This is a genomic window from Limnohabitans sp. Rim11 (assembly GCF_001269365.1).
In the GTDB taxonomy this organism is placed as follows: Bacteria; Pseudomonadota; Gammaproteobacteria; order Burkholderiales; family Burkholderiaceae_C; genus Limnohabitans_A.
Map to the genome: position 1 here is coordinate 72951 of NZ_CXOM01000001.1, position 17307 is coordinate 90257.

At 52.1% G+C, this 17307-nt stretch carries 17 protein-coding genes; 9 read left to right on the top strand and 8 right to left on the bottom strand.

Features of this window, described 5'->3' with window-relative positions; all coding sequences use genetic code 11:
• Window positions 1–8: 8 nt before the first annotated feature.
• From AMM03_RS00355 to AMM03_RS00380, 6 genes are read left to right on the top strand one after another with little or no spacing between them, the layout of a single operon-like run.
• A complete protein-coding gene (locus AMM03_RS00355) occupies window positions 9–488 on the top strand; it encodes a TRAP transporter small permease (protein ID WP_090128512.1) in 480 nt (159 codons plus the stop codon).
• The gene (locus AMM03_RS00360) at window positions 485–1792 is read left to right on the top strand and encodes a TRAP transporter large permease (protein WP_090128513.1); all 1308 of its coding nucleotides are present in this window, start codon (window positions 485–487) and stop codon (window positions 1790–1792) included. Before AMM03_RS00355 ends, AMM03_RS00360 begins: the two co-directional genes overlap by 4 nt.
• Window positions 1792–2742 carry a ribokinase gene (locus AMM03_RS00365; protein ID WP_090128514.1) on the top strand — a complete coding sequence of 317 codons (951 nt, stop codon included), beginning with the start codon at window positions 1792–1794 and terminating at the stop codon, window positions 2740–2742. Before AMM03_RS00360 ends, AMM03_RS00365 begins: the two co-directional genes overlap by 1 nt.
• A gap of 24 nt (window positions 2743–2766) precedes the next feature.
• On the top strand, window positions 2767–3669 hold the full coding sequence (gene cysM, locus AMM03_RS00370) for a cysteine synthase CysM (protein ID WP_090128515.1): 903 nt from the start codon (window positions 2767–2769) through the stop codon (window positions 3667–3669).
• Window positions 3666–4214 carry an NUDIX hydrolase gene (locus tag AMM03_RS00375; RefSeq protein ID WP_090128516.1) on the top strand — a complete coding sequence of 183 codons (549 nt, stop codon included), beginning with the start codon at window positions 3666–3668 and terminating at the stop codon, window positions 4212–4214. The genes cysM and AMM03_RS00375 overlap by 4 nt, the downstream gene beginning before the upstream one ends.
• A gap of 32 nt (window positions 4215–4246) precedes the next feature.
• The gene (locus AMM03_RS00380) at window positions 4247–4480 is read left to right on the top strand and encodes a sulfurtransferase TusA family protein (protein WP_090128517.1); all 234 of its coding nucleotides are present in this window, start codon (window positions 4247–4249) and stop codon (window positions 4478–4480) included.
• Window positions 4481–4525: 45 nt separating this feature from the next.
• Here the strand turns inward: AMM03_RS00380 and galU are convergent, their stop codons facing one another.
• The 4 genes from galU to AMM03_RS00400 form a co-directional block, all read right to left on the bottom strand.
• Window positions 4526–5413, bottom strand: a complete 888-nt coding sequence (galU, locus tag AMM03_RS00385) for a UTP--glucose-1-phosphate uridylyltransferase GalU (RefSeq protein WP_090128518.1) — start codon at window positions 5411–5413, stop codon at window positions 4526–4528.
• Between the two features lie 60 nt (window positions 5414–5473).
• On the bottom strand, window positions 5474–8440 hold the full coding sequence (locus AMM03_RS00390) for a valine--tRNA ligase (protein ID WP_090128519.1): 2967 nt from the start codon (window positions 8438–8440) through the stop codon (window positions 5474–5476).
• 136 nt (window positions 8441–8576) lie between these two features.
• On the bottom strand, window positions 8577–8756 hold the full coding sequence (locus AMM03_RS00395) for a DUF2783 domain-containing protein (RefSeq protein WP_194942703.1): 180 nt from the start codon (window positions 8754–8756) through the stop codon (window positions 8577–8579).
• A gap of 18 nt (window positions 8757–8774) precedes the next feature.
• Complete coding sequence (locus AMM03_RS00400; RefSeq protein WP_090128521.1) at window positions 8775–10484, bottom strand: FAD-dependent oxidoreductase; 1710 nt, start codon at window positions 10482–10484, stop codon at window positions 8775–8777.
• 138 nt (window positions 10485–10622) lie between these two features.
• Between AMM03_RS00400 and AMM03_RS00405 the strand changes: the two genes are divergently transcribed.
• On the top strand, window positions 10623–11045 hold the full coding sequence (locus tag AMM03_RS00405; protein WP_090129255.1) for a rubrerythrin family protein: 423 nt from the start codon (window positions 10623–10625) through the stop codon (window positions 11043–11045).
• 32 nt (window positions 11046–11077) lie between these two features.
• On the opposite strand, the gene AMM03_RS00410 is transcribed toward AMM03_RS00405, so the two are convergent.
• Complete coding sequence (locus AMM03_RS00410) at window positions 11078–12199, bottom strand: NADH:flavin oxidoreductase/NADH oxidase (protein WP_090128522.1); 1122 nt, start codon at window positions 12197–12199, stop codon at window positions 11078–11080.
• A gap of 119 nt (window positions 12200–12318) precedes the next feature.
• On the opposite strand from AMM03_RS00410, the gene yaaA reads away from it, so the two are divergent.
• Entirely contained in the window at window positions 12319–13101 is a 783-nt protein-coding gene (gene yaaA, locus AMM03_RS00415) for a peroxide stress protein YaaA (RefSeq protein WP_090128523.1), read from the top strand.
• Entirely contained in the window at window positions 13098–13943 is an 846-nt protein-coding gene (gene queF, locus AMM03_RS00420) for an NADPH-dependent 7-cyano-7-deazaguanine reductase QueF (RefSeq protein ID WP_090128524.1), read from the top strand. The genes yaaA and queF overlap by 4 nt, the downstream gene beginning before the upstream one ends.
• Before the next feature lie 42 nt (window positions 13944–13985).
• Here the strand turns inward: queF and AMM03_RS00425 are convergent, their stop codons facing one another.
• The 3 genes from AMM03_RS00425 to AMM03_RS00435 form a co-directional block, all read right to left on the bottom strand.
• Window positions 13986–14828, bottom strand: a complete 843-nt coding sequence (locus AMM03_RS00425; protein ID WP_090128525.1) for an enoyl-CoA hydratase-related protein — start codon at window positions 14826–14828, stop codon at window positions 13986–13988.
• A complete protein-coding gene (gene dinB, locus AMM03_RS00430; protein ID WP_090128526.1) occupies window positions 14791–16035 on the bottom strand; it encodes a DNA polymerase IV in 1245 nt (414 codons plus the stop codon). Before dinB ends, AMM03_RS00425 begins: the two co-directional genes overlap by 38 nt.
• Window positions 16036–16103: 68 nt before the next feature.
• Entirely contained in the window at window positions 16104–17258 is a 1155-nt protein-coding gene (locus AMM03_RS00435) for an alpha-hydroxy acid oxidase (protein WP_090128527.1), read from the bottom strand.
• Window positions 17259–17307: the final 49 nt, after the last annotated feature.

A 17307-nucleotide genomic window follows, 5' to 3' on the forward strand; every position in this document is an offset into this window, starting at 1 on the left:
AAAACTCAATGAAGTTGTTTAAGAAAGTTGCCGACTCGTTCGGCGGCGCAATTTTTTTGTGTTTGTTTGTCACTTTCTTGGTGCAAATTACCGCTCGCTTTGGGTTCAACAAGCCATTGCCCTGGACTGACGAACTGGCGGTCATTTTGTACCTCTGGGCTATCTTGTGGGCAGCTGCATTCATGGTGCCCGAAAAAGAACAAGTGGTCTTCGATTTGCTGTGGAACAGTGCAAGCAGAAAAACGCGGCAATGGATGCGCATTGTTGGCAATACCATGATCGGTGGTTTGGCCATGGTTGCCATTCCTGCCAGTTGGGATTACGTGCATTTCATGGCGCGGGAATCGTCGCCTGTATTGAGCATCTCTTTTCAATGGGTATTTTTACCGTTTGTTCTTTTGTTGGTGGCGTTGGTTCTGAAAAGTGCCTGGGGTATTTACGGTGCCATTAAAGGCGAAGGCCTAGAAGATCAAGGAATGACAGTATGACAGCGGCACTTTGGGCCTTGGTATCGGTCGTCGTTGTGGGCATGTTGCTCCGCATGCCGATTGGCTTCTCTATGTTGATGGCAGGTGTTGCCTACTTGTTGGTGAAAGGTCAAGACCTGGGCCTAGTGGCCGAGCAAGTGAGTAATGGTCTCTACAACAGCTATGTTTTGTTAGCAGTCCCCCTGTTTGTGTTTGCTGCAAACATCATGAATGCAGGTACCGTCAGCGAGCGCATTTTTGATTTTTGTCGCATATTGGTTGGACGCATGAGAGGTGGTCTGGCGCAGGTAGACATTTTGGTCAGTGTTATTTTTTCAGGCATGAGCGGCAGCGCCATTGCCGACGCTGCTGGTCCAGGTTTGGTCACCATCAAGCAGATGCTCAAAAAACCAGAGTACACGCCCGGATTTGCTGGCGCTGTCGTGGTAGCCAGCGCCACCTTGGGCCCAATCATTCCGCCTTCTATTCCCATGGTCATTTATGCGCTGGTATCGGGCGCATCTGTTGGCGCCTTGTTTTTGGGCGGCGTAGTTCCTGGCTTATTTATGACCGTGCTCATGATGACGGTGGTTCATTTCATTGCAACCAAACGCAACATGCCACGTGAAGAGCCTATTCCAATGAAAGAGTGGCCCGCCATTCTTTTCAGAGGTGCTTTGCCACTCTCTATGCCCATTGTGTTGTTGGGTGGCATTTATTCGGGTGCGTTTACACCTACAGAGGCTGCTGCTGTGGCGGCTTTTCATGCGCTCATCCTGGCTGCGTTTGTGTTCAGAGCCCTGAGTTGGCGCGCTTTTTGGGGTGTTGTTTTAGAGTCGACACGTTCAAGCGCAGTCATCACCATCATCTTGGCGGGCTCATTCATGCTTAACTATGCGTTTACCTCTGAGGGTGTACCGCAAGGCATGGCTGCGTGGGTAGACAGTTTGCAATTGAGCAAGTTGCAATTTTTATTCATGGTCAATGCTTTGTTTTTGATCTTGGGCTGTTTTTTAGATGTTTCTGTTTTGCTCTTGGTCTTTGTACCCATGTTGCTGCCTGCCGCCAAATTATTAGGCGTTGACCTTGTGCACTTTGGTGTTTTGGTCGTCCTCAACATGATGATCGGTTTGATTCATCCACCCTTCGGCATGTTGTTGTTTGTGATCAAAGCACTGACTGGTATTCCAATTGGCGACATGATGAAAGAAGGTTGGCTCTTCTTGGTGATGTTGCTCGGTCTGTTGATTGCGATGACTGTATTTCCTGAAATTGTTTTGTGGTTACCGCAAACAATGGGCTATGGTGCAAAGGGCTCTGGCTGATGTTGACGGGCGGCGGTCAAGTGGGCAACAAAGTCAATGTGGTATGTGTTGCCAGTTGGAATGTCGACCTGGTTGCTCACATTTCCGAGCCCCTGCGCCGCGGCGAAACCAAGTTGGCCAGTGCCTTTGAAAGACTGCCAGGTGGAAAGGGTAGCAATGCAGCCATAGCTGCAGCCAGAATGGGTGCTAGGGTAGGGCTCATTGCCAGAATTGGTGGTGATGACTTTGGCCAAATGGGACTTGACCTGTGGCAGCAGGAAAAAATTGACACGACCCATGTGGTTCGAGCAAACAATGAGGCCAATGGCACGGCGCTGATTCTGGTTTATGCGGATGGCGATAACGCCATTGCGGTGTACCCAGGCGCAGGCGCAGGCCTTACGCCCGTTCATGTTGAAAGTGCTGACGACATGGTTAGCAATGCCAAAGTTGTTATGGCGTCGTGTGAAGTACCTTTGGCTGCCACCCAAACAGCATTTCAGTTGGCACGACAAGCGGGTGTCATCACCTTGCTCAATCCAGCGCCTGCCATTCCAATACCTGATGAGTTTTGGCCGCTCATTGATGTGATCACACCCAACGAAGAAGAATTGCTCAAGTTGGCTAATGTTTATACGCATGATTTAGACTCGGCTGCCAATCAGTTGCTTGAAAAAGGTGTGGGTGCTGTGGTGGTCACACTGGGTGAAAAAGGCTGCGCCTTGTATCGTCCCAAACTAGCAGTGCATTTGGTTGCGGGACACTCAATGGAGGTGAGAGACACAATTGGAGCAGGAGACACCTTCACCGGCGCCTTGGCGGCTAGTTTGTCTATGGATTTCTCATGGGAGCAGTCTTTGAGGTTGGCCAATGCGGCTGCGGCATTGTCAACACAAGCCCATGGCGCAGTCAGTGCCATGCCTCAAAGAGAAGAATTGGAATCTTGGTTAGAGACGATAATGTCGGCTTAAAAGACATCTCATTGATTGCTGAAAATGACTTATCAGACGCTTGAAGATTCAATTGGTAACACACCTCTGGTGCTCTTGCAGAGAGTCGCTGCGGACAACTGCACGACAAAAGGCAATGTCATCCTGGGCAAACTGGAAGGCAACAACCCAGCGGGTTCGGTCAAAGACAGACCCGCTTTGTCCATGATCAAAAGGGCAGAAGAGCGCGGTGAAATCAAGCCAGGTGACACGCTCATCGAAGCGACTTCGGGTAACACGGGCATTGCACTGGCCATGGCCGCTGCCATCAAGGGCTACCGCATGATTTTGATCATGCCGGAAGACCTGTCCATCGAACGTGCACAGACCATGAAGGCCTTTGGCGCTGAATTGATCTTGACACCCAAAAGTGGCGGCATGGAGTACGCCCGTGATTTGGCGGACAACATGGCTGCGCAAGGCAAGGGCAGAATCTTGGATCAATTTTCCAATCCAGACAATCCACGCATTCATTACGAAACCACTGGCCCCGAAATTTGGGCGCAAACAGAAGGTCGCGTGACTCATTTTGTCAGTGCCATGGGAACGACGGGCACCATCACGGGTGTGTCGCAATTTCTCAAAGAGAAAAATCCCAAGATTCAAATCATTGGAGCGCAACCCAGTGAAGGTTCACGCATTCCAGGTATTCGCAAATGGCCAGAAGAATATCTGCCCAAAATTTACAACCCTGCCAATGTGGATGAACTCATTTATGTGAGCCAAGACGATGCCGAAGACACATGCCGTCAAATGGCACGCGAAGAGGGGATATTTGCCGGTATTTCAGCCGCGGGTGCATGTTGGGTGGCCCAACAAATCGCTGCCCGCGAGTCCAATGCCACCATTGTTTTCATTGTGTGCGATCGTGGCGATCGTTATCTTTCTACAGGTGTTTTCCCAGCATGATTGAATACCGTTTTTGTCCCTGCTGCGGTTCTCCGCTGGCATGGGTTCCTCAAATGGAGGATGGTGGCGAAAAACTTCGCTTGCGTTGCACAGCCTGTGACTTCACGCACTGGAACAATCCAACGCCTGTCTTGGCGGGCATCGTTCAGGTTGGCAATCAAATTTTGCTAGCGCGCAATGCCGCTTGGACAGGCCGAAAGTTCGCTTTGATCACCGGCTTTATGGAAGCGGGTGAAACGCCTGAAGAGGGTATTTCGCGCGAGATTCATGAAGAAACCAATCTGGAAGTAAGCGACTTGAAACTGATTGGTGTGTACGACTTTCAGCGAATGAACCAAGTCATCATTGCCTACCATGCGGCGGCATCTGGCACCGTCAAGTTGTCGCCCGAACTGGCAGAGTACAAGATGTTCAACTTTGATGAGTTGGTGTGCTGGCCTGCCGGCACCGGTTACGCCCTTGGCGATTGGTTGAGAACTGAGGGCATTGAGCCTAAGTTCATGACTTGGGAAGAGCGCGACGCGCAGGGCCGTGCGGCTGAATGACCAATAAGTTAGATTGATAAGAAAGCAAACACATGAGCTTAGCGTTTGATATTGAATTGAACACCTGCGGACTGAATTGCCCGCTGCCTATTTTGAAGGCTAAGAAATCATTGACGGCCATGACCTCTGGTCAGGTCTTAAAGGTGTTGGCGACTGACCCTGGCGCGCAACGAGACTTTGAAGCTTTTGCCAGACAAACTGGCAATGAACTGCTGGCGCAAGAAACTGAGGGCGATCGCTTCCTTATTTGGATGAAGCGGCGATAAAAAAGCTTCATTAAGTGAAGCTTTTATGTAGGGGGTTTTGAAAGTTTAAAGGCTAAGGGCTTTCAGGTAGTTTCTGAATGATTCACCCACTTGGGGATGCGATAAAGCCAATTCGACGGTGGCTTCTAAGAAGCCTTCTTTACTTCCGCAATCGTAGCGCTTGCCTTCGTATTGGAAAGCGTAGACCGCTTCACGCGATTTCAATCTGGCAATAGCGTCAGTGAGTTGAATTTCACCACCCACACCGGTGGGTTGGTTTTTGATTTCGTCAAAAATACCTGGAGTCAAAATGTAGCGGCCTGCCACACCCATGCGTGAGGGGGCTTTTTCGGGAGAGGGTTTCTCCACAATTTGTTCAACGCGGATCAGTTGCTTTCCCGCGGATTCTCCGGCCACAATGCCATAGCGCTTGACATGCTCGAGAGGGACTTCCTGAACGGCCAAAATAGATCGGCCTTGTTGTTCATAAGCTTTCACCATTTGTGCCAAAACAGACGGTCCACCTTGGAGGCCTACCATCAAGTCATCAGCCAATAAGACCGCAAAGGGCTCTCTGCCCACCATAGCTTCGGCGCAGAGCACGGCGTGCCCTAAGCCTAAGGAGCGCGGTTGACGCACATAGGCACAGACCATGTCATCGGGTTGTACGGAGCGGACTAATGCCAATAACTCTTCTTTGTGTGCGCTTTCCAGTTCTGTCTCGAGTTCGTAGGCGGTGTCGAAGTGATCCTCGATGGCGCGCTTATTCCGGCCTGTGACAAAGATCATGTGACGAATCCCTGCCGCGTAAGCCTCTTCGACAGCGTATTGAATGAGCGGCTTGTCGACCACCGGCAGCATTTCTTTGGGAGCCGCTTTGGTGGCAGGCAAGAAGCGCGTTCCCAGTCCAGCAACTGGGAAGACGGCTTTTCTAACACTGGGTGTGGTGCTCATAGGGTGAACTGTTTAGATGAACTTGCTCTTGGAATAACACAGTTGATTGACAGAGATATTTCAAGATTTTGCAGCGGTGGCTTCAAGCTGCGCCAACTGGGTCTTGACCTTGCTCAACGTCGCTTCAAAGTCAGCCACACGCTTGCGCTCTTGCTCAATCACGGCAGGCGGCGCTTTGGCCACAAAGGCCTCGTTGCTCAGCTTGCCATTGGCTTTGCGAATTTCGCCTTCTAAACGCGCCACTTCTTTGCTGAGGCGAATTTTCTCCGCGGCCACGTCCACTTCCATGAATAAGCACAAGCGTGCTTCACCAACCACGGCTACTGGCGCTGCAGCGGCAGCCTTCGTCCAATCAGCTTCATTGTCAAACACTTTCACTTCGCTCAACTTGGCCAGGGCTTGCAAAACAGGCCCAGCAGATTTCATGAACTCTGCATCGCCCAAAACATACAAAGGCAGTTTGGTGGCAGGGGAGACGCTCATTTCACCGCGCAAATTTCGGCAGGCATCGACCAGCGTTTTGAGTTTGGCCACATGCGCTTCTGCTTGTTCGTCAACTCGTTCAAGTTGCGCCACAGGATAAGCCGCAATGCTGACCGAAGGACCTGCACGGCCCGCCACGGGTGCCACCTTTTGCCACAGCTCTTCAGAGATGAAAGGCGTGATGGGGTGGACCAAACGCAGAATGGTTTCCAACGTACGAATGAGCGTGCGTCGTGTGGCGCGTTGCTGTGATGCGTCGCCTGAGTTAATTTGCACCTTGGCAATTTCCAAGTACCAATCGCAGAACTCGTTCCACACAAAGTCGTAAATGGCGTTGGCAACGTTGTCCAAGCGGTACTCGGCAAAGCCTTTGGCTACATCGGCTTCCACGCGCTGAATTTTGGAGGAGATCCAGCGGTCGGCTTGGCTGAATGTCATGTAGCCATGGGCTGGGCCGCCCACGGCGCATTCTGCTTTTGTGTGTTCTTTCAGGCCGCAATCTTGACCTTCGCAGTTCATCAGCACAAAGCGTGTGGCGTTCCACAGTTTGTTGCAGAAGTTGCGATAGCCTTCGCAGCGTTTGCTGTCAAAGTTGATGCTACGGCCCAACGAGGCCAATGCGGCAAACGTAAAGCGCAGTGCGTCTGCACCGTAGGCTGGAATGCCTTCAGGGAATTCTTTTTGCGTGTTCTTGCGCACTTGGGGTGCGGTCTCGGGCTTGCGCAAACCTTGTGAACGTTTCTCGAGCAAAGGCTCTAAAGAAATGCCGTCGATCAAATCGACGGGGTCGAGCACGTTGCCTTCCGACTTGCTCATCTTCTTGCCTTGTGCATCGCGCACCAAGCCGTGGATGTAGACGTGTTTGAAAGGCACGCGACCCGTAAAGTGCGTGGTCATCATGATCATTCTGGCCACCCAGAAGAAGATGATGTCGTAGCCTGTGACCAACACGGAGGAAGGTAAGTACAAGTCGTAGTCTTGTGTTTTGTCAGTGCCCGATGTGGCTACCGCTTCTGGCCAACCCATGGTGGAGAAGGGCACCAAGGCTGAGGAATACCACGTGTCGAGCACGTCTTCATCGCGCTTGAGTTTCTTGCCTGCACCCGCTTGCGCTTGGGCTTCGGCTTCCGACTTGGCCACATACACATTGCCTTCTTCGTCGTACCAAGCGGGAATTTGATGGCCCCACCACAGTTGACGCGAGATGCACCAGTCTTGGATATTGTTCATCCACTGGTCGTAGGTGTTGACCCAGTTCTCTGGCACAAAACTAACTTGGCCGGAGTGCACGGCATCAATGGCTTTTTGCGCAATGCTCTTGCCGGTAGGGTCTTGTGGGCTGACTTTGTTGACCGCCACAAACCATTGGTCTGTGAGCATGGGCTCTACCACTTGGCCGGTTCGCGCGCAAATGGGCAGCATCAGTTTGTGGGGTTTGATTTCAATCAGCAGACCTTGTGCTTCCAAGTCTTTGATGACGGCTTTGCGCGCCACAAAGCGGTCCATGCCTTGGTAGGCTTTGGGTCCGTTTTCATTCACAGTGGCAGTCAATGTGAAGATGGTGATCAGTGGCAGGTTGTGACGCATGGAGCATGCGTAGTCGTTGGCATCGTGGGCGCCGGTGATTTTGACGCAGCCAGAGCCAAATTCGCAGTCGACAAAGTCGTCGGCAATGATGGGGATTTGGCGATCGCACAAAGGCAAGTCAACCTTTTTGCCGACCAAGTGCTTGTAGCGCTCGTCTTCGGGGTGAACTGCCAAAGCACCGTCGGCCATCATGGTTTCGGGACGGGTGGTGGCAATGGTCATGCCTTTTTGCATCACGCCGTCAATGAGCTGAGGGCCGTCAGCAAACGGGTACAAGATGTAATGCATCTTGCCGTCGGCTTCGGTGTTTTCCACTTCCAGGTCGGACACGGCGCTTTGCAACACAGGGTCCCAGCTGACCAAGCGCTTGCCGCGGTAAATCAGGCCTTGCTCGTACAGTTTCACAAAGGTTTCGGACACCACTTTGGACAGCTTGTCGTCCATGGTGAAGTACTCGCGCGTCCAGTCGACGCTGTCGCCCATGCGGCGCATTTGCTGCGTGATGGTGTTGCCCGATTGCTCTTTCCATTCCCACACTTTGGACACAAAGTTTTTGCGCGCTTCGGCAGGCGTCGGGCCCATGTCGTGGCGGCTGATGCCTTGGCCTTGCAGCTGGCGCTCCACCACAATTTGCGTGGCAATTCCGGCGTGATCGGTACCCGGAATCCAAGCAGTGTTGAAGCCCATCATGCGGTGGTAGCGCGTGAGGCTGTCCATGATGGTTTGGTTGAACGCGTGGCCCATGTGCAGCGTACCTGTCACATTTGGCGGTGGCAATTGGATGGCAAAGTTGGGCGCTTCAGCCTTTGGCACTTGGCTGCCGCGATGGCCTGCAATGCCGTAACCGCGTTTTTCCCATTCGGGGCCCCAATGGGCTTCTAAGGCCGCTGGCTCAAAAGACTTGGAAAGGCTCTCAAGCCCGGGTTGCTGAAGGGCGGGGGTGAACTCGTTGCTCATGGGCTAAATGGTTTGAAATTGCCCAGGGGCAATGTCATGAATGGACTAAAGCCATGATTTTACTGGGCAAGTGCCCATTTTTTGAGCTCAAAGCCCGTTCCTTCCGCCTTCAAAGTCTCTCAGGCAAGGGTTCAGGTCAGTTCTTGGCCGATTCGATGCAGTCTCTGAGGACCGCCGCATCGCCCACCTGATTGGCCAAGAGCAAAATCAGACGCAAGTTCAATTGCTCAGATTGTTCGGCGCTCAAGCCTTCATGAGCATTCAGTAATTGATCGTAAAAAGTATCGGCGTCTTGAAGGTTCAGTTCTGTTTTCATCATGATTTCCGAATGTGATCAAAGACCCAAAGAGGTGGCCACAGCGCCAATCAACTCACCGTTGACGCCTTTGCCCGTATCGGCCAAATAGCCATCAGGTCGGACCAAGGCCCAACCGCCTGCCGGAACGGTGCCGCAGGCGTTTTGAAGATGTTGTTGCGTGTCTAGCAAGTGTTCCCGCGCTTGTGCCACTTGTCCTCTGGCCAACACTTGAACGCAGCGCACAGGCAAGCCAGACAAGCTGAGCTCTTGTAGGCGCTTTAAAGCGGCTTTGGTTTGTTGGCCAAACACCAAAATCAGAAGTCGACCATCGGCCCATTGAACCAGGTCATTCAAGCAGCCTGGCTTGCCTTGACGCCACTGAAAGCGCACGTTTTGAACCGACGTGCCACCGTTATCGCCGCAAATGCGGGAGCCGCGATAAGTGTTGGCAACGGCCATGCGGCCTGTGTTGACCAACGAGCGTGCAAATGGAAATTCTTTGGCCAAGCTGATGGTGGCTGTTCTAAATGCGCGTTCAATGCCATCGGCAGGGCGTAAGAATCTGGCCGTGCGGCGCGTCACCTTGACGTTTTCTTGAGCGGCTTCAAGGCGTTCATCGTTGAAGCTTTCAAGCAGAGCCTCGTCGGCGTGGCCGCGCAAGACAGCGGCCAATTTCCATGCCAAATTGTCGGCATCGGCGACACCGGTGTTGCCACCGCGCGCGCCAAATGGGTTCACGATTTTGGCGGTGTCGCCCATGAAAAACACACGGCCCATGCGCAATGTGTTGAGGCATTGGCTCTTATAGGCGTAGGGGCCGACCCACACGATGTCGACCTTCACGTTTTTGCCAAACTGACGCTCCAGGCGTTCACGCACCACGTCTTCGCGGCTGATGTAAGCCGCATCGGCATTGGGTTCCATTTGATAGTCAATGCGCCACACATCGTCGGCCATCAAGTGTTGCCACACAGCTCGATTTTCATTGAAGGGCGCTTCAATCCATGTGTGTCGCTCAGTGGGGGGATGGGTGTCAAATTTGACATCGGCAATGCACCAGCGGTCATCGCCTTTTTTGCTTTCCATGGTGACACCCGTCCAAGCATGGAAGGGTGTGTGCGAGCCTGAGGCGTCAATCACATGATCGGCTTGCAGGTCATAAGTGCCTTCTGGCGTTTCAACGGTGAGCGTGGCGAAGTCTTTGTTCTGTTTGAAGGCCTTCACGCGCGACTGCCAGCGCAAATCGACATGCCCTAGTTCTTGTATGCGCTCCACCAAATAGCCTTCAATGTAGAACTGCTGAATGTTGATGAAGGCGGGTTGTTCTGAGAGGCTGAAATTGCTTTGCTGCTTGAGGTCAAAGTTGTAGACCTCGTCGTTGCCCGCAAAAGTGCGGCCCACACTCCATTGAATCCCCTTGTTGGCGATGCGTTGATAGATGCCTAGCTTTTGGAAAATTTCCAAAGATTTTTGGGTGTAACAAATACCTCGAGAAGACGCGCCTTTGACACCCACTGTGTTGTCTTCATCAAGCAAGACCGCCTTGATGCCCAAATTGGCCAAACCGCATGCCAAGGTGAGACCCGTGATACCCCCGCCCACAATGACCACAGCATGTCGCAAAGTTTTGTTTTGCAGCATCTCAGGCGGTTTGACAAACGGGTATTCGGGCAATGCGTAGCCTGTGCCTTGTGTGAATTCATAACCGTTTGTAAATTGAACGTCTTTGAAGGCGGTCTTGTTCATGATGTCCTTTAGATCGTGATCTGTCGCAATCCGCACTGTAACAATTTTGTGCATGAGGCATTTAGTGACTAAACTACTTTTGTATTCGTTTCTTGGGTGGAAATGAATTTTGCAAACGAATCTTTCAAGGAAATTGACATGGCTCAACTCAAAGGTTCTCGCACTGAACAATGTCTGAAAGAGGCCTTTGCCATTGAGTCTCAGGTGCAACTTCGCTATACCTATTTTGCCAACAAGGCAGACCTGGAAGGGCTGAGCGATGTGGCGGCTTTGTTTCGTTCATCGGCGCAAGGTGAGACTGGGCACGCCCATGGTCATCTGGAGTTTTTAGAGCAGGCCGGTGACCCTGCCACAGGCTTGCCCATTGGCAACACCCGTCAAAACTTGGAAGCAGCAGTGGCCAGTGAAATGAATGAGTCAGCCAACCTCTATCCTGCCATGGCCAAAACCGCGCGAGAAGAGGGCTTTGACGACGTTGCCGACTGGTTCGAGACGCTGGCCAAAGCCGAGCATTCGCACACAGTTCGTTATCAAAAGGCCCTGAACGAATTGAAAGATTAATTCAAGGGCTTTTTCAAGACTAAAGAGCAGCCTTATCTTTGGCCGATTCGCACGTTGCCAAAAATAGCCTGTGCTTCTCTGGGCAAACAACGCCAGTATTGTTCACTGGCTTGAACCACGCCACCCAGCTCAGCAGCCGCTTGCCAAGCCCATCTTGGGTTGAACAGGAAAGCTCTGGCAAACGCAATGAGGTTGGCGTCCCCTCGTTGCAAGATCTCTTCTGCCTGTTGCGCTTCTGTGATCAAACCCACTGCCATGGTGGGCAGTCCGCTTCGATCTTTCACCAGTTTGGCAAAAGGCACTTGGTATTCAGGGCCAATCGCAATTTTTTGCTGAGCCGATACGCCACCGGATGAGATGTGGACAAAGTTAGCGCCAGACTTCTTAAGTCGAAGGGAGAGGTCTGCTGTTTCCTCTGGGGTCCAACCGCCATCCACCCAATCTGTGGCGGATATTCGGATGCCTAAAACACCCTGAAATTTGGCCCTGACAGCTTCAAAAACTTCCATCACAAAGCGAATGCGATTTTCGAAGCTGCCGCCGTACATGTCGGTTCGCTGGTTGGAAATAGGCGACAAAAATTCATGGAGTAAATAGCCGTGTGCACTGTGCAACTCCACCACTTCAATGCCCATTGCTTGAGCACGCTCCGCTGCCTGTACGAAGGCTTGTTTGATGTGATCAAGCCCCAAAGCGTTCAACTCGGTTGGGGGTGCTTCTGTGGGTAAATGGGGGACGGCACTTGGGGCAGAGGCTTGCCAACCCTCATGCGAAGCGTCTAACAGCTGCCCGCCTTTCCAAGGGGCTGCACTGGATGCTTTGCGTCCAGCATGGCCGAGTTGAATGGACACAGGCACATGGGGGGCCAGTTTTCGGGCCCTTGCCAAATGGTCATGCAGGGCAGCGGCGGTGGCATCGTCCCACAAGCCAAGGCAGCCTGGCGTGATGCGCCCATCGCGAGTGACCGCGGTTGCTTCTAGGGTGACCAAGCCTGCGCCACTATTGAGAAGGGAGGTCCAATGTGCCAAATGCCAATCGTTGGCCAAACCCTCCGTCGATGAATATTGGCACATGGGCGCAATCACGATGCGATTGGCCAATTTCAAGGGGCCCTTGGGGGAGGGCAGTTCATATTCAGTAAAAAGCAGGCTCATGTTGATTTACCTCTGATGATGGAAGCCAAGGGGGCGGCGTCAAAAAAATACTAGGGCAATTTTTTTCCTGCAAAGGGCTTTCCTGTGCAAGATAATTGAAGCCTTAAAGGACTGCTCGCATGTTGCTTCTATTGTCACCTGCCAAATCGTTGGATTACGAAACACCTGTGGAGGGTGTGTCTCACACGTTACCCCAGTTTGTGAGTCAATCGACTGAGTTGATTGATGTGTTGAGAACTCAAACCCCCGCCCAATTGGCCTCGCTCATGGATTTGAGTGACAAGCTGGCCGCCTTGAATGTGGCCCGTTACGAAGCCTGGCGTCCTAAGTTCACCGCCAAAAATTCAAAACAAGCTGTTTTGGCTTTCAATGGCGATGTCTATGACGGCCTAGATGCCCAAACATTGAAGGTCAAAGACCTCGATTGGGCCCAAGAGCACGTTTGTATTTTGAGTGGTTTGTATGGTGTTTTAAGGCCCCTAGATTGGATGCAGGCATACCGTTTGGAAATGGGCACGGCTCTGGTCAACTCCAAGGGAAAAAACCTCTACCAATTTTGGGACAGCAGCATTGCAACTTATCTTAACGAACGCTTAAGCAAAGACAAAACTCCCGTGGTCATTAACTTGGCATCGCAAGAGTATTTCAAAGTGGTCGACACCAAGGTGCTAAAGGCTCGCATCATTGAGTGTGTGTTTGAAGACTACAAGGGCGGCAAGTACAAGGTCATCAGCTTTTTTGCCAAGCGCGCAAGGGGCTTGTTGGCTCGCTATGCCATTCAAAAGCAAATTAAAAACCCAGAGAAACTCAAAGACTTTGATGTCGATGGTTATGGCTATGTGGCCAGTGCGTCTACTGAAAACCGATGGGTGTTTCGACGAAAAGAAAAAGGTGCTGTATGAACCAGCCTGATCAATCACAACTGGGCAAGAATAGCGCCTACGTCGACCAATACGACGCGTCTTTGTTATTCCCGATACCACGCGCAGTCAAGCGCAAAGAGTTGGGCATCCAAGGTGCGCCGATTTTCTTTGGTGCAGATTTGTGGACGGCCTTTGAGCTGTCTTGGCTTAACTTAAAAGGCAAGCCACAAGTTGCTATTGCACACATCATGGTGCCTGCCGAAACCACGCACATCGTTGAAAGCAAATCGTTCAAGCTGTACCTGAACAGCTTCAATGCCACACGCTTTGTGGATGTCCAAGCCGTTCGAGATTGCATGCGCGAGGACTTAGACCAGGCCTTGTGGCACGGCGGTGCTATTCAATCGCGTTGCGGTGTGAAGATCATCTTGCCCGAAGACTTTGACAAAGAACCAGTGCATGAATTGGACGGCCTTAACTTGGACCGCATGGACATTGAGTGCACACAGTATCAACCCGCGCCCGAGTTGCTGACAGCTGAGCACGATGAGGCGCCAGTATCAGAAACGTTTGTGAGCCACTTGCTCAAAAGCAATTGCTTGGTGACGGGTCAACCCGACTGGGGCAGTGTTCAAATTTCTTATTCAGGCTCGCAAATTGACCAGGCGGGTTTGTTGCAGTACATCGTGAGTTTTAGAAACCACAATGAATTCCATGAGCAATGCGTAGAACGTATCTTCATGGACATTTGGACGCGCTGCAAGCCTCTCAAATTAAGTGTCTATGCACGCTACACGCGTCGCGGTGGCTTGGACATCAATCCTTGGCGAACCAGCCATCCCCAATCGCCACCGGCCAATATTCGAACGGCTAGACAATAAAGGGTTTTTTGAAGGGCCATCAAGCTTGTTGGGCCCTTCAATTCAACCTAAGGTTTTAAAGCCTTTGAGTGGTGCAAGCGGTGGAAACTTAGCGGGGCGTTTCTCTTTGGTTGCTTCCAAAGCTTCTCGAATATGGGGGTTGCTCCAAATGGCGCCTTGTAACCAACCCATTTGGCGCAGGCTGTCTTCCACGCTGTGATCGCGCGCATAGTTAAGGGCCTGCTTGGTACCCCAAATAGCCACCGGCGGTTTGTTGGCCATCTCTTTGGCGCAAGCCAAAGCGCCTGCCACCATGGCCTCTTGTGTGTCGAACACCTGTGTCACCAAGCCGTGGTTCAATGCATTGGCGGCACTGAGTCGACGTCCGGTGTATGCCAGTTCTTTGACCAAACCCATCGGCAGCAATTTGGGCAAACGTTGCAGTGTGCCTACGTCGGCCACCATGCCAATGTTGATTTCTTGGACGCAGAAAAACGCATCTTGTGTCGCATACCGAATGCAGCAAGCCGTCACCATGTCAACCGCGCCGCCAATGCAACCCCCATGAATGGCAGCAATCACAGGAATTCGCATGCTTTCTAGCAACGTGAAGGTGGCTTGCATGTCGGTCAGTGAATCAAAAATAGCGGCGCGTCCTTCAGGGCTGTCCGCGTCCATAGAGATAGCCCCTGAAAAAGTTTCCAGAGCCATGCCAGCAGAGAAGTGTTTGCCAGTACTGGAGATCACCAAGGCCCGGGCTTTGCCTTCATTGTTCAGCTGGTGCAATACCGTGTCCAGTTCGCGCCAAAAGGTGGGATGCATGGTGTTGAGCGATTCGGGCTTGTTCAGCACCAAATGCGCAACGTGGTCATTCATCGTCAAAGAAAAGCAATTGAGTTTGTCCATGGGGATCGGCCTCGTTGATAGCTAGATGGGGTGTGTTGTGTGAACTGTAGCTTGCGCTGGCATCGGGTGCTGTCCCGTGTTTGACCAAAGATCCCACGCGCACACCCAACAGCCTGAGCTTGCGTGTCAGGTCAACGCGCTTTAAACAGAGGCCTGCAAATTTTCTAATGTCAGTGGCGTCATGTGTGTAGAAGGTCAGCGTTTGATCGCGGGTGACACTTTTGAAATTGTCATATCGCAGTTTGATGCCAATGGTTTTTCCGTCATAGCCTTTGCGCTTTAAATCGGCTGCCAGCTGCTGGCACAAACGAGTGAATACTTTGCCCAACTCTTCTTTGTCACGCACGGCATGCAGATCGGTTTCAAAGGTTGTTTCGCGGCTGATGCTGACGGGTTCGCTCTCGGTGCTAATGGGTCGATCGTCTCGTCCCCAAGCTGCTTCGTGCAGCCAAGCGCCATAGACTTTGCCAAAATTCATTTGCAGCCAAGGCAGTTCACAAGCAGCCAATTGACCAATGGTTTCGATGCCGTGCTGTTTTAATTTTTCATCGGCCTTGGGCCCGACGCCATTGATTTTTCGGCAACTCAAAGGCCAGATGGCTGTTTGCAAATCTTCTTCTTGGACAATAGAAATGCCATTGGGTTTATTGAACTCGCTGGCCATTTTGGCAATCAGTTTGTTGGGCGCAACCCCGACCGAGCAGGTGAGGCCGGTGGCTTCAAAAATGCATTTTTGAATGAGCCTGGCCAAGACCCTGCCGCTTTCGCGTTGACCGCCAGGCACCTCCGTGAAGTCGATGTACACCTCGTCCACACCGCGGTCTTCCATGAGGGGCGCGATGTCGGTGATGATGCCTTTGAATTCTCTGGAATAGTGGCGGTACTGGTCAAAGTCCACTGGCAACAAAATGGCTTGAGGGCACAACTTGGCGGCTTTCATGAGGCCCATGGCCGAGCCAATGCCAAATTGCCGCGCCGCATATGTTGCGGTAGTGATGACACCGCGGCCGGTGTAGCCCTCAATGCGTGGGAAAAAATCAAGAGGAATTTCAGAAAGATTGTCCGCAGACCACTCATAGTCTGGGTGTGCAGCGCGCAAGCGCCCCAGCAGGTCATCTTCTTTTCGCCTGCCGCCCCCAATGACCACAGGCAAGCCCTTGAGTTGGGGGTAGCGCAACAACTCGACAGACGCATAAAAAGCGTCCATGTCGAGGTGGGCAATTCTTCTTTTGAGTGATGTGGTTGGTGTCACAAACTCAAAGTGATTGGATGTGCTTACTGGGGAAAGGTACCCGGCAACAAGATGCTCTTGTCGACGGTGTCCATTTGCGTGCGGCCACAAAACGCCATGGTCAAATCAAGTTCGTTGTGAATAATTTGCAAGGCCTTCTCAACGCCGGGTTGACCCATGGCGCCCAGACCGTACAAGAATGCACGGCCAATGTAAGTGCCTTGTGCGCCCAAGGCCCGGGCTTTGAGCACATCTTGACCGCTGCGAATGCCGCCATCCATGTGCACTTCAATGTGTTTGCCCACGGCATCGACAATAGCAGGCAAGGCTTCAATGCTGCTTTGGGCACCATCGAGTTGGCGGCCACCATGGTTGCTAACGATCATGGCATCGGCGCCACTTTCAACGGCCATGCGAGCGTCTTCCACATCTTGAATGCCCTTCAAAATGATCTTGCCGCCCCAACGCTTTTTGATCCACTCGACATCGCCCCAATTGAGGCGAGGATCGAACTGTTGAGCAGTCCAGGCCGACAAAGAGCCCATGTTTTCAACACCTTTGACGTGGCCCACAATGTTGCCAAACTGACGGCGCGATGTGCCCAACATGCCTAAGGCCCAACGGGGTTTGGTTGCAATGTTGAGGATGTTGGGAATGGTGAGTTTGGGCGGCGCAGACAAGCCGTTTTTCAAATCTTTGTGGCGTTGCCCCAAAATTTGCAGATCCAAAGTAATGACCAAGGCAGAGCAATTGGCAGCGCGTGCACGCTCAATCAAACGCTCAATGAAGTCACGGTCGCGCATCACATACAACTGGAACCAGAAGGGGTGACCATCCGTGCCCTTGGACACATCTTCAATGGAGCAAATGCTCATGGTTGACAGCGTAAAAGGAATGCCAAATTTTTTGGCAGCCCGTGCCGCCAAAATTTCGCCATCGGCATGCTGCATGCCAGTGAGGCCTGTAGGCGCAATGGCCACAGGCATGGCCACTTTTTGGCCAATCATGGTGGTGGCCGTGCTGCGGCCTTCCATGTTGACCGCCACACGTTGGCGCAACTTGATTTTTTGAAAATCGCTTTCGTTGGCGCGGTAGGTGCTTTCTGTCCAAGAGCCGCTATCGGCATAGTCATAGAACATGCGTGGCACGCGTTTTTGAGCCAAGATACGCAACTCTTCAATGGTGGTGATCACGGACATAATAGATTTCCAGTTTGGATAAAAGCTTTAAAAGCTTGTCTTTGAATTT

Excerpts from the sequence above, each read along its gene's own strand:
- AMM03_RS00355 (WP_090128512.1), top strand. The coding sequence starts at position 9 with ATGAAGTTGTTTAAGAAAGTTGCCGACTCGTTCGGCGGCGCAATTTTT.
- AMM03_RS00360 (WP_090128513.1), top strand. The coding sequence starts at position 485 with ATGACAGCGGCACTTTGGGCCTTGGTATCGGTCGTCGTTGTGGGCATG.
- AMM03_RS00365 (WP_090128514.1), top strand. The coding sequence starts at position 1,792 with ATGTTGACGGGCGGCGGTCAAGTGGGCAACAAAGTCAATGTGGTATGT.
- cysM (WP_090128515.1), top strand. The coding sequence starts at position 2,767 with ATGACTTATCAGACGCTTGAAGATTCAATTGGTAACACACCTCTGGTG.
- AMM03_RS00375 (WP_090128516.1), top strand. The coding sequence starts at position 3,666 with ATGATTGAATACCGTTTTTGTCCCTGCTGCGGTTCTCCGCTGGCATGG.
- AMM03_RS00380 (WP_090128517.1), top strand. The coding sequence starts at position 4,247 with ATGAGCTTAGCGTTTGATATTGAATTGAACACCTGCGGACTGAATTGC.
- galU (WP_090128518.1), bottom strand. The coding sequence starts at position 5,413 with ATGAGCACCACACCCAGTGTTAGAAAAGCCGTCTTCCCAGTTGCTGGA.
- AMM03_RS00390 (WP_090128519.1), bottom strand. The coding sequence starts at position 8,440 with ATGAGCAACGAGTTCACCCCCGCCCTTCAGCAACCCGGGCTTGAGAGC.
- AMM03_RS00395 (WP_194942703.1), bottom strand. The coding sequence starts at position 8,756 with ATGAAAACAGAACTGAACCTTCAAGACGCCGATACTTTTTACGATCAA.
- AMM03_RS00400 (WP_090128521.1), bottom strand. The coding sequence starts at position 10,484 with ATGAACAAGACCGCCTTCAAAGACGTTCAATTTACAAACGGTTATGAA.
- AMM03_RS00405 (WP_090129255.1), top strand. The coding sequence starts at position 10,623 with ATGGCTCAACTCAAAGGTTCTCGCACTGAACAATGTCTGAAAGAGGCC.
- AMM03_RS00410 (WP_090128522.1), bottom strand. The coding sequence starts at position 12,199 with ATGAGCCTGCTTTTTACTGAATATGAACTGCCCTCCCCCAAGGGCCCC.
- yaaA (WP_090128523.1), top strand. The coding sequence starts at position 12,319 with ATGTTGCTTCTATTGTCACCTGCCAAATCGTTGGATTACGAAACACCT.
- queF (WP_090128524.1), top strand. The coding sequence starts at position 13,098 with ATGAACCAGCCTGATCAATCACAACTGGGCAAGAATAGCGCCTACGTC.
- AMM03_RS00425 (WP_090128525.1), bottom strand. The coding sequence starts at position 14,828 with ATGGACAAACTCAATTGCTTTTCTTTGACGATGAATGACCACGTTGCG.
- dinB (WP_090128526.1), bottom strand. The coding sequence starts at position 16,035 with ATGGACGCTTTTTATGCGTCTGTCGAGTTGTTGCGCTACCCCCAACTC.
- AMM03_RS00435 (WP_090128527.1), bottom strand. The coding sequence starts at position 17,258 with ATGTCCGTGATCACCACCATTGAAGAGTTGCGTATCTTGGCTCAAAAA.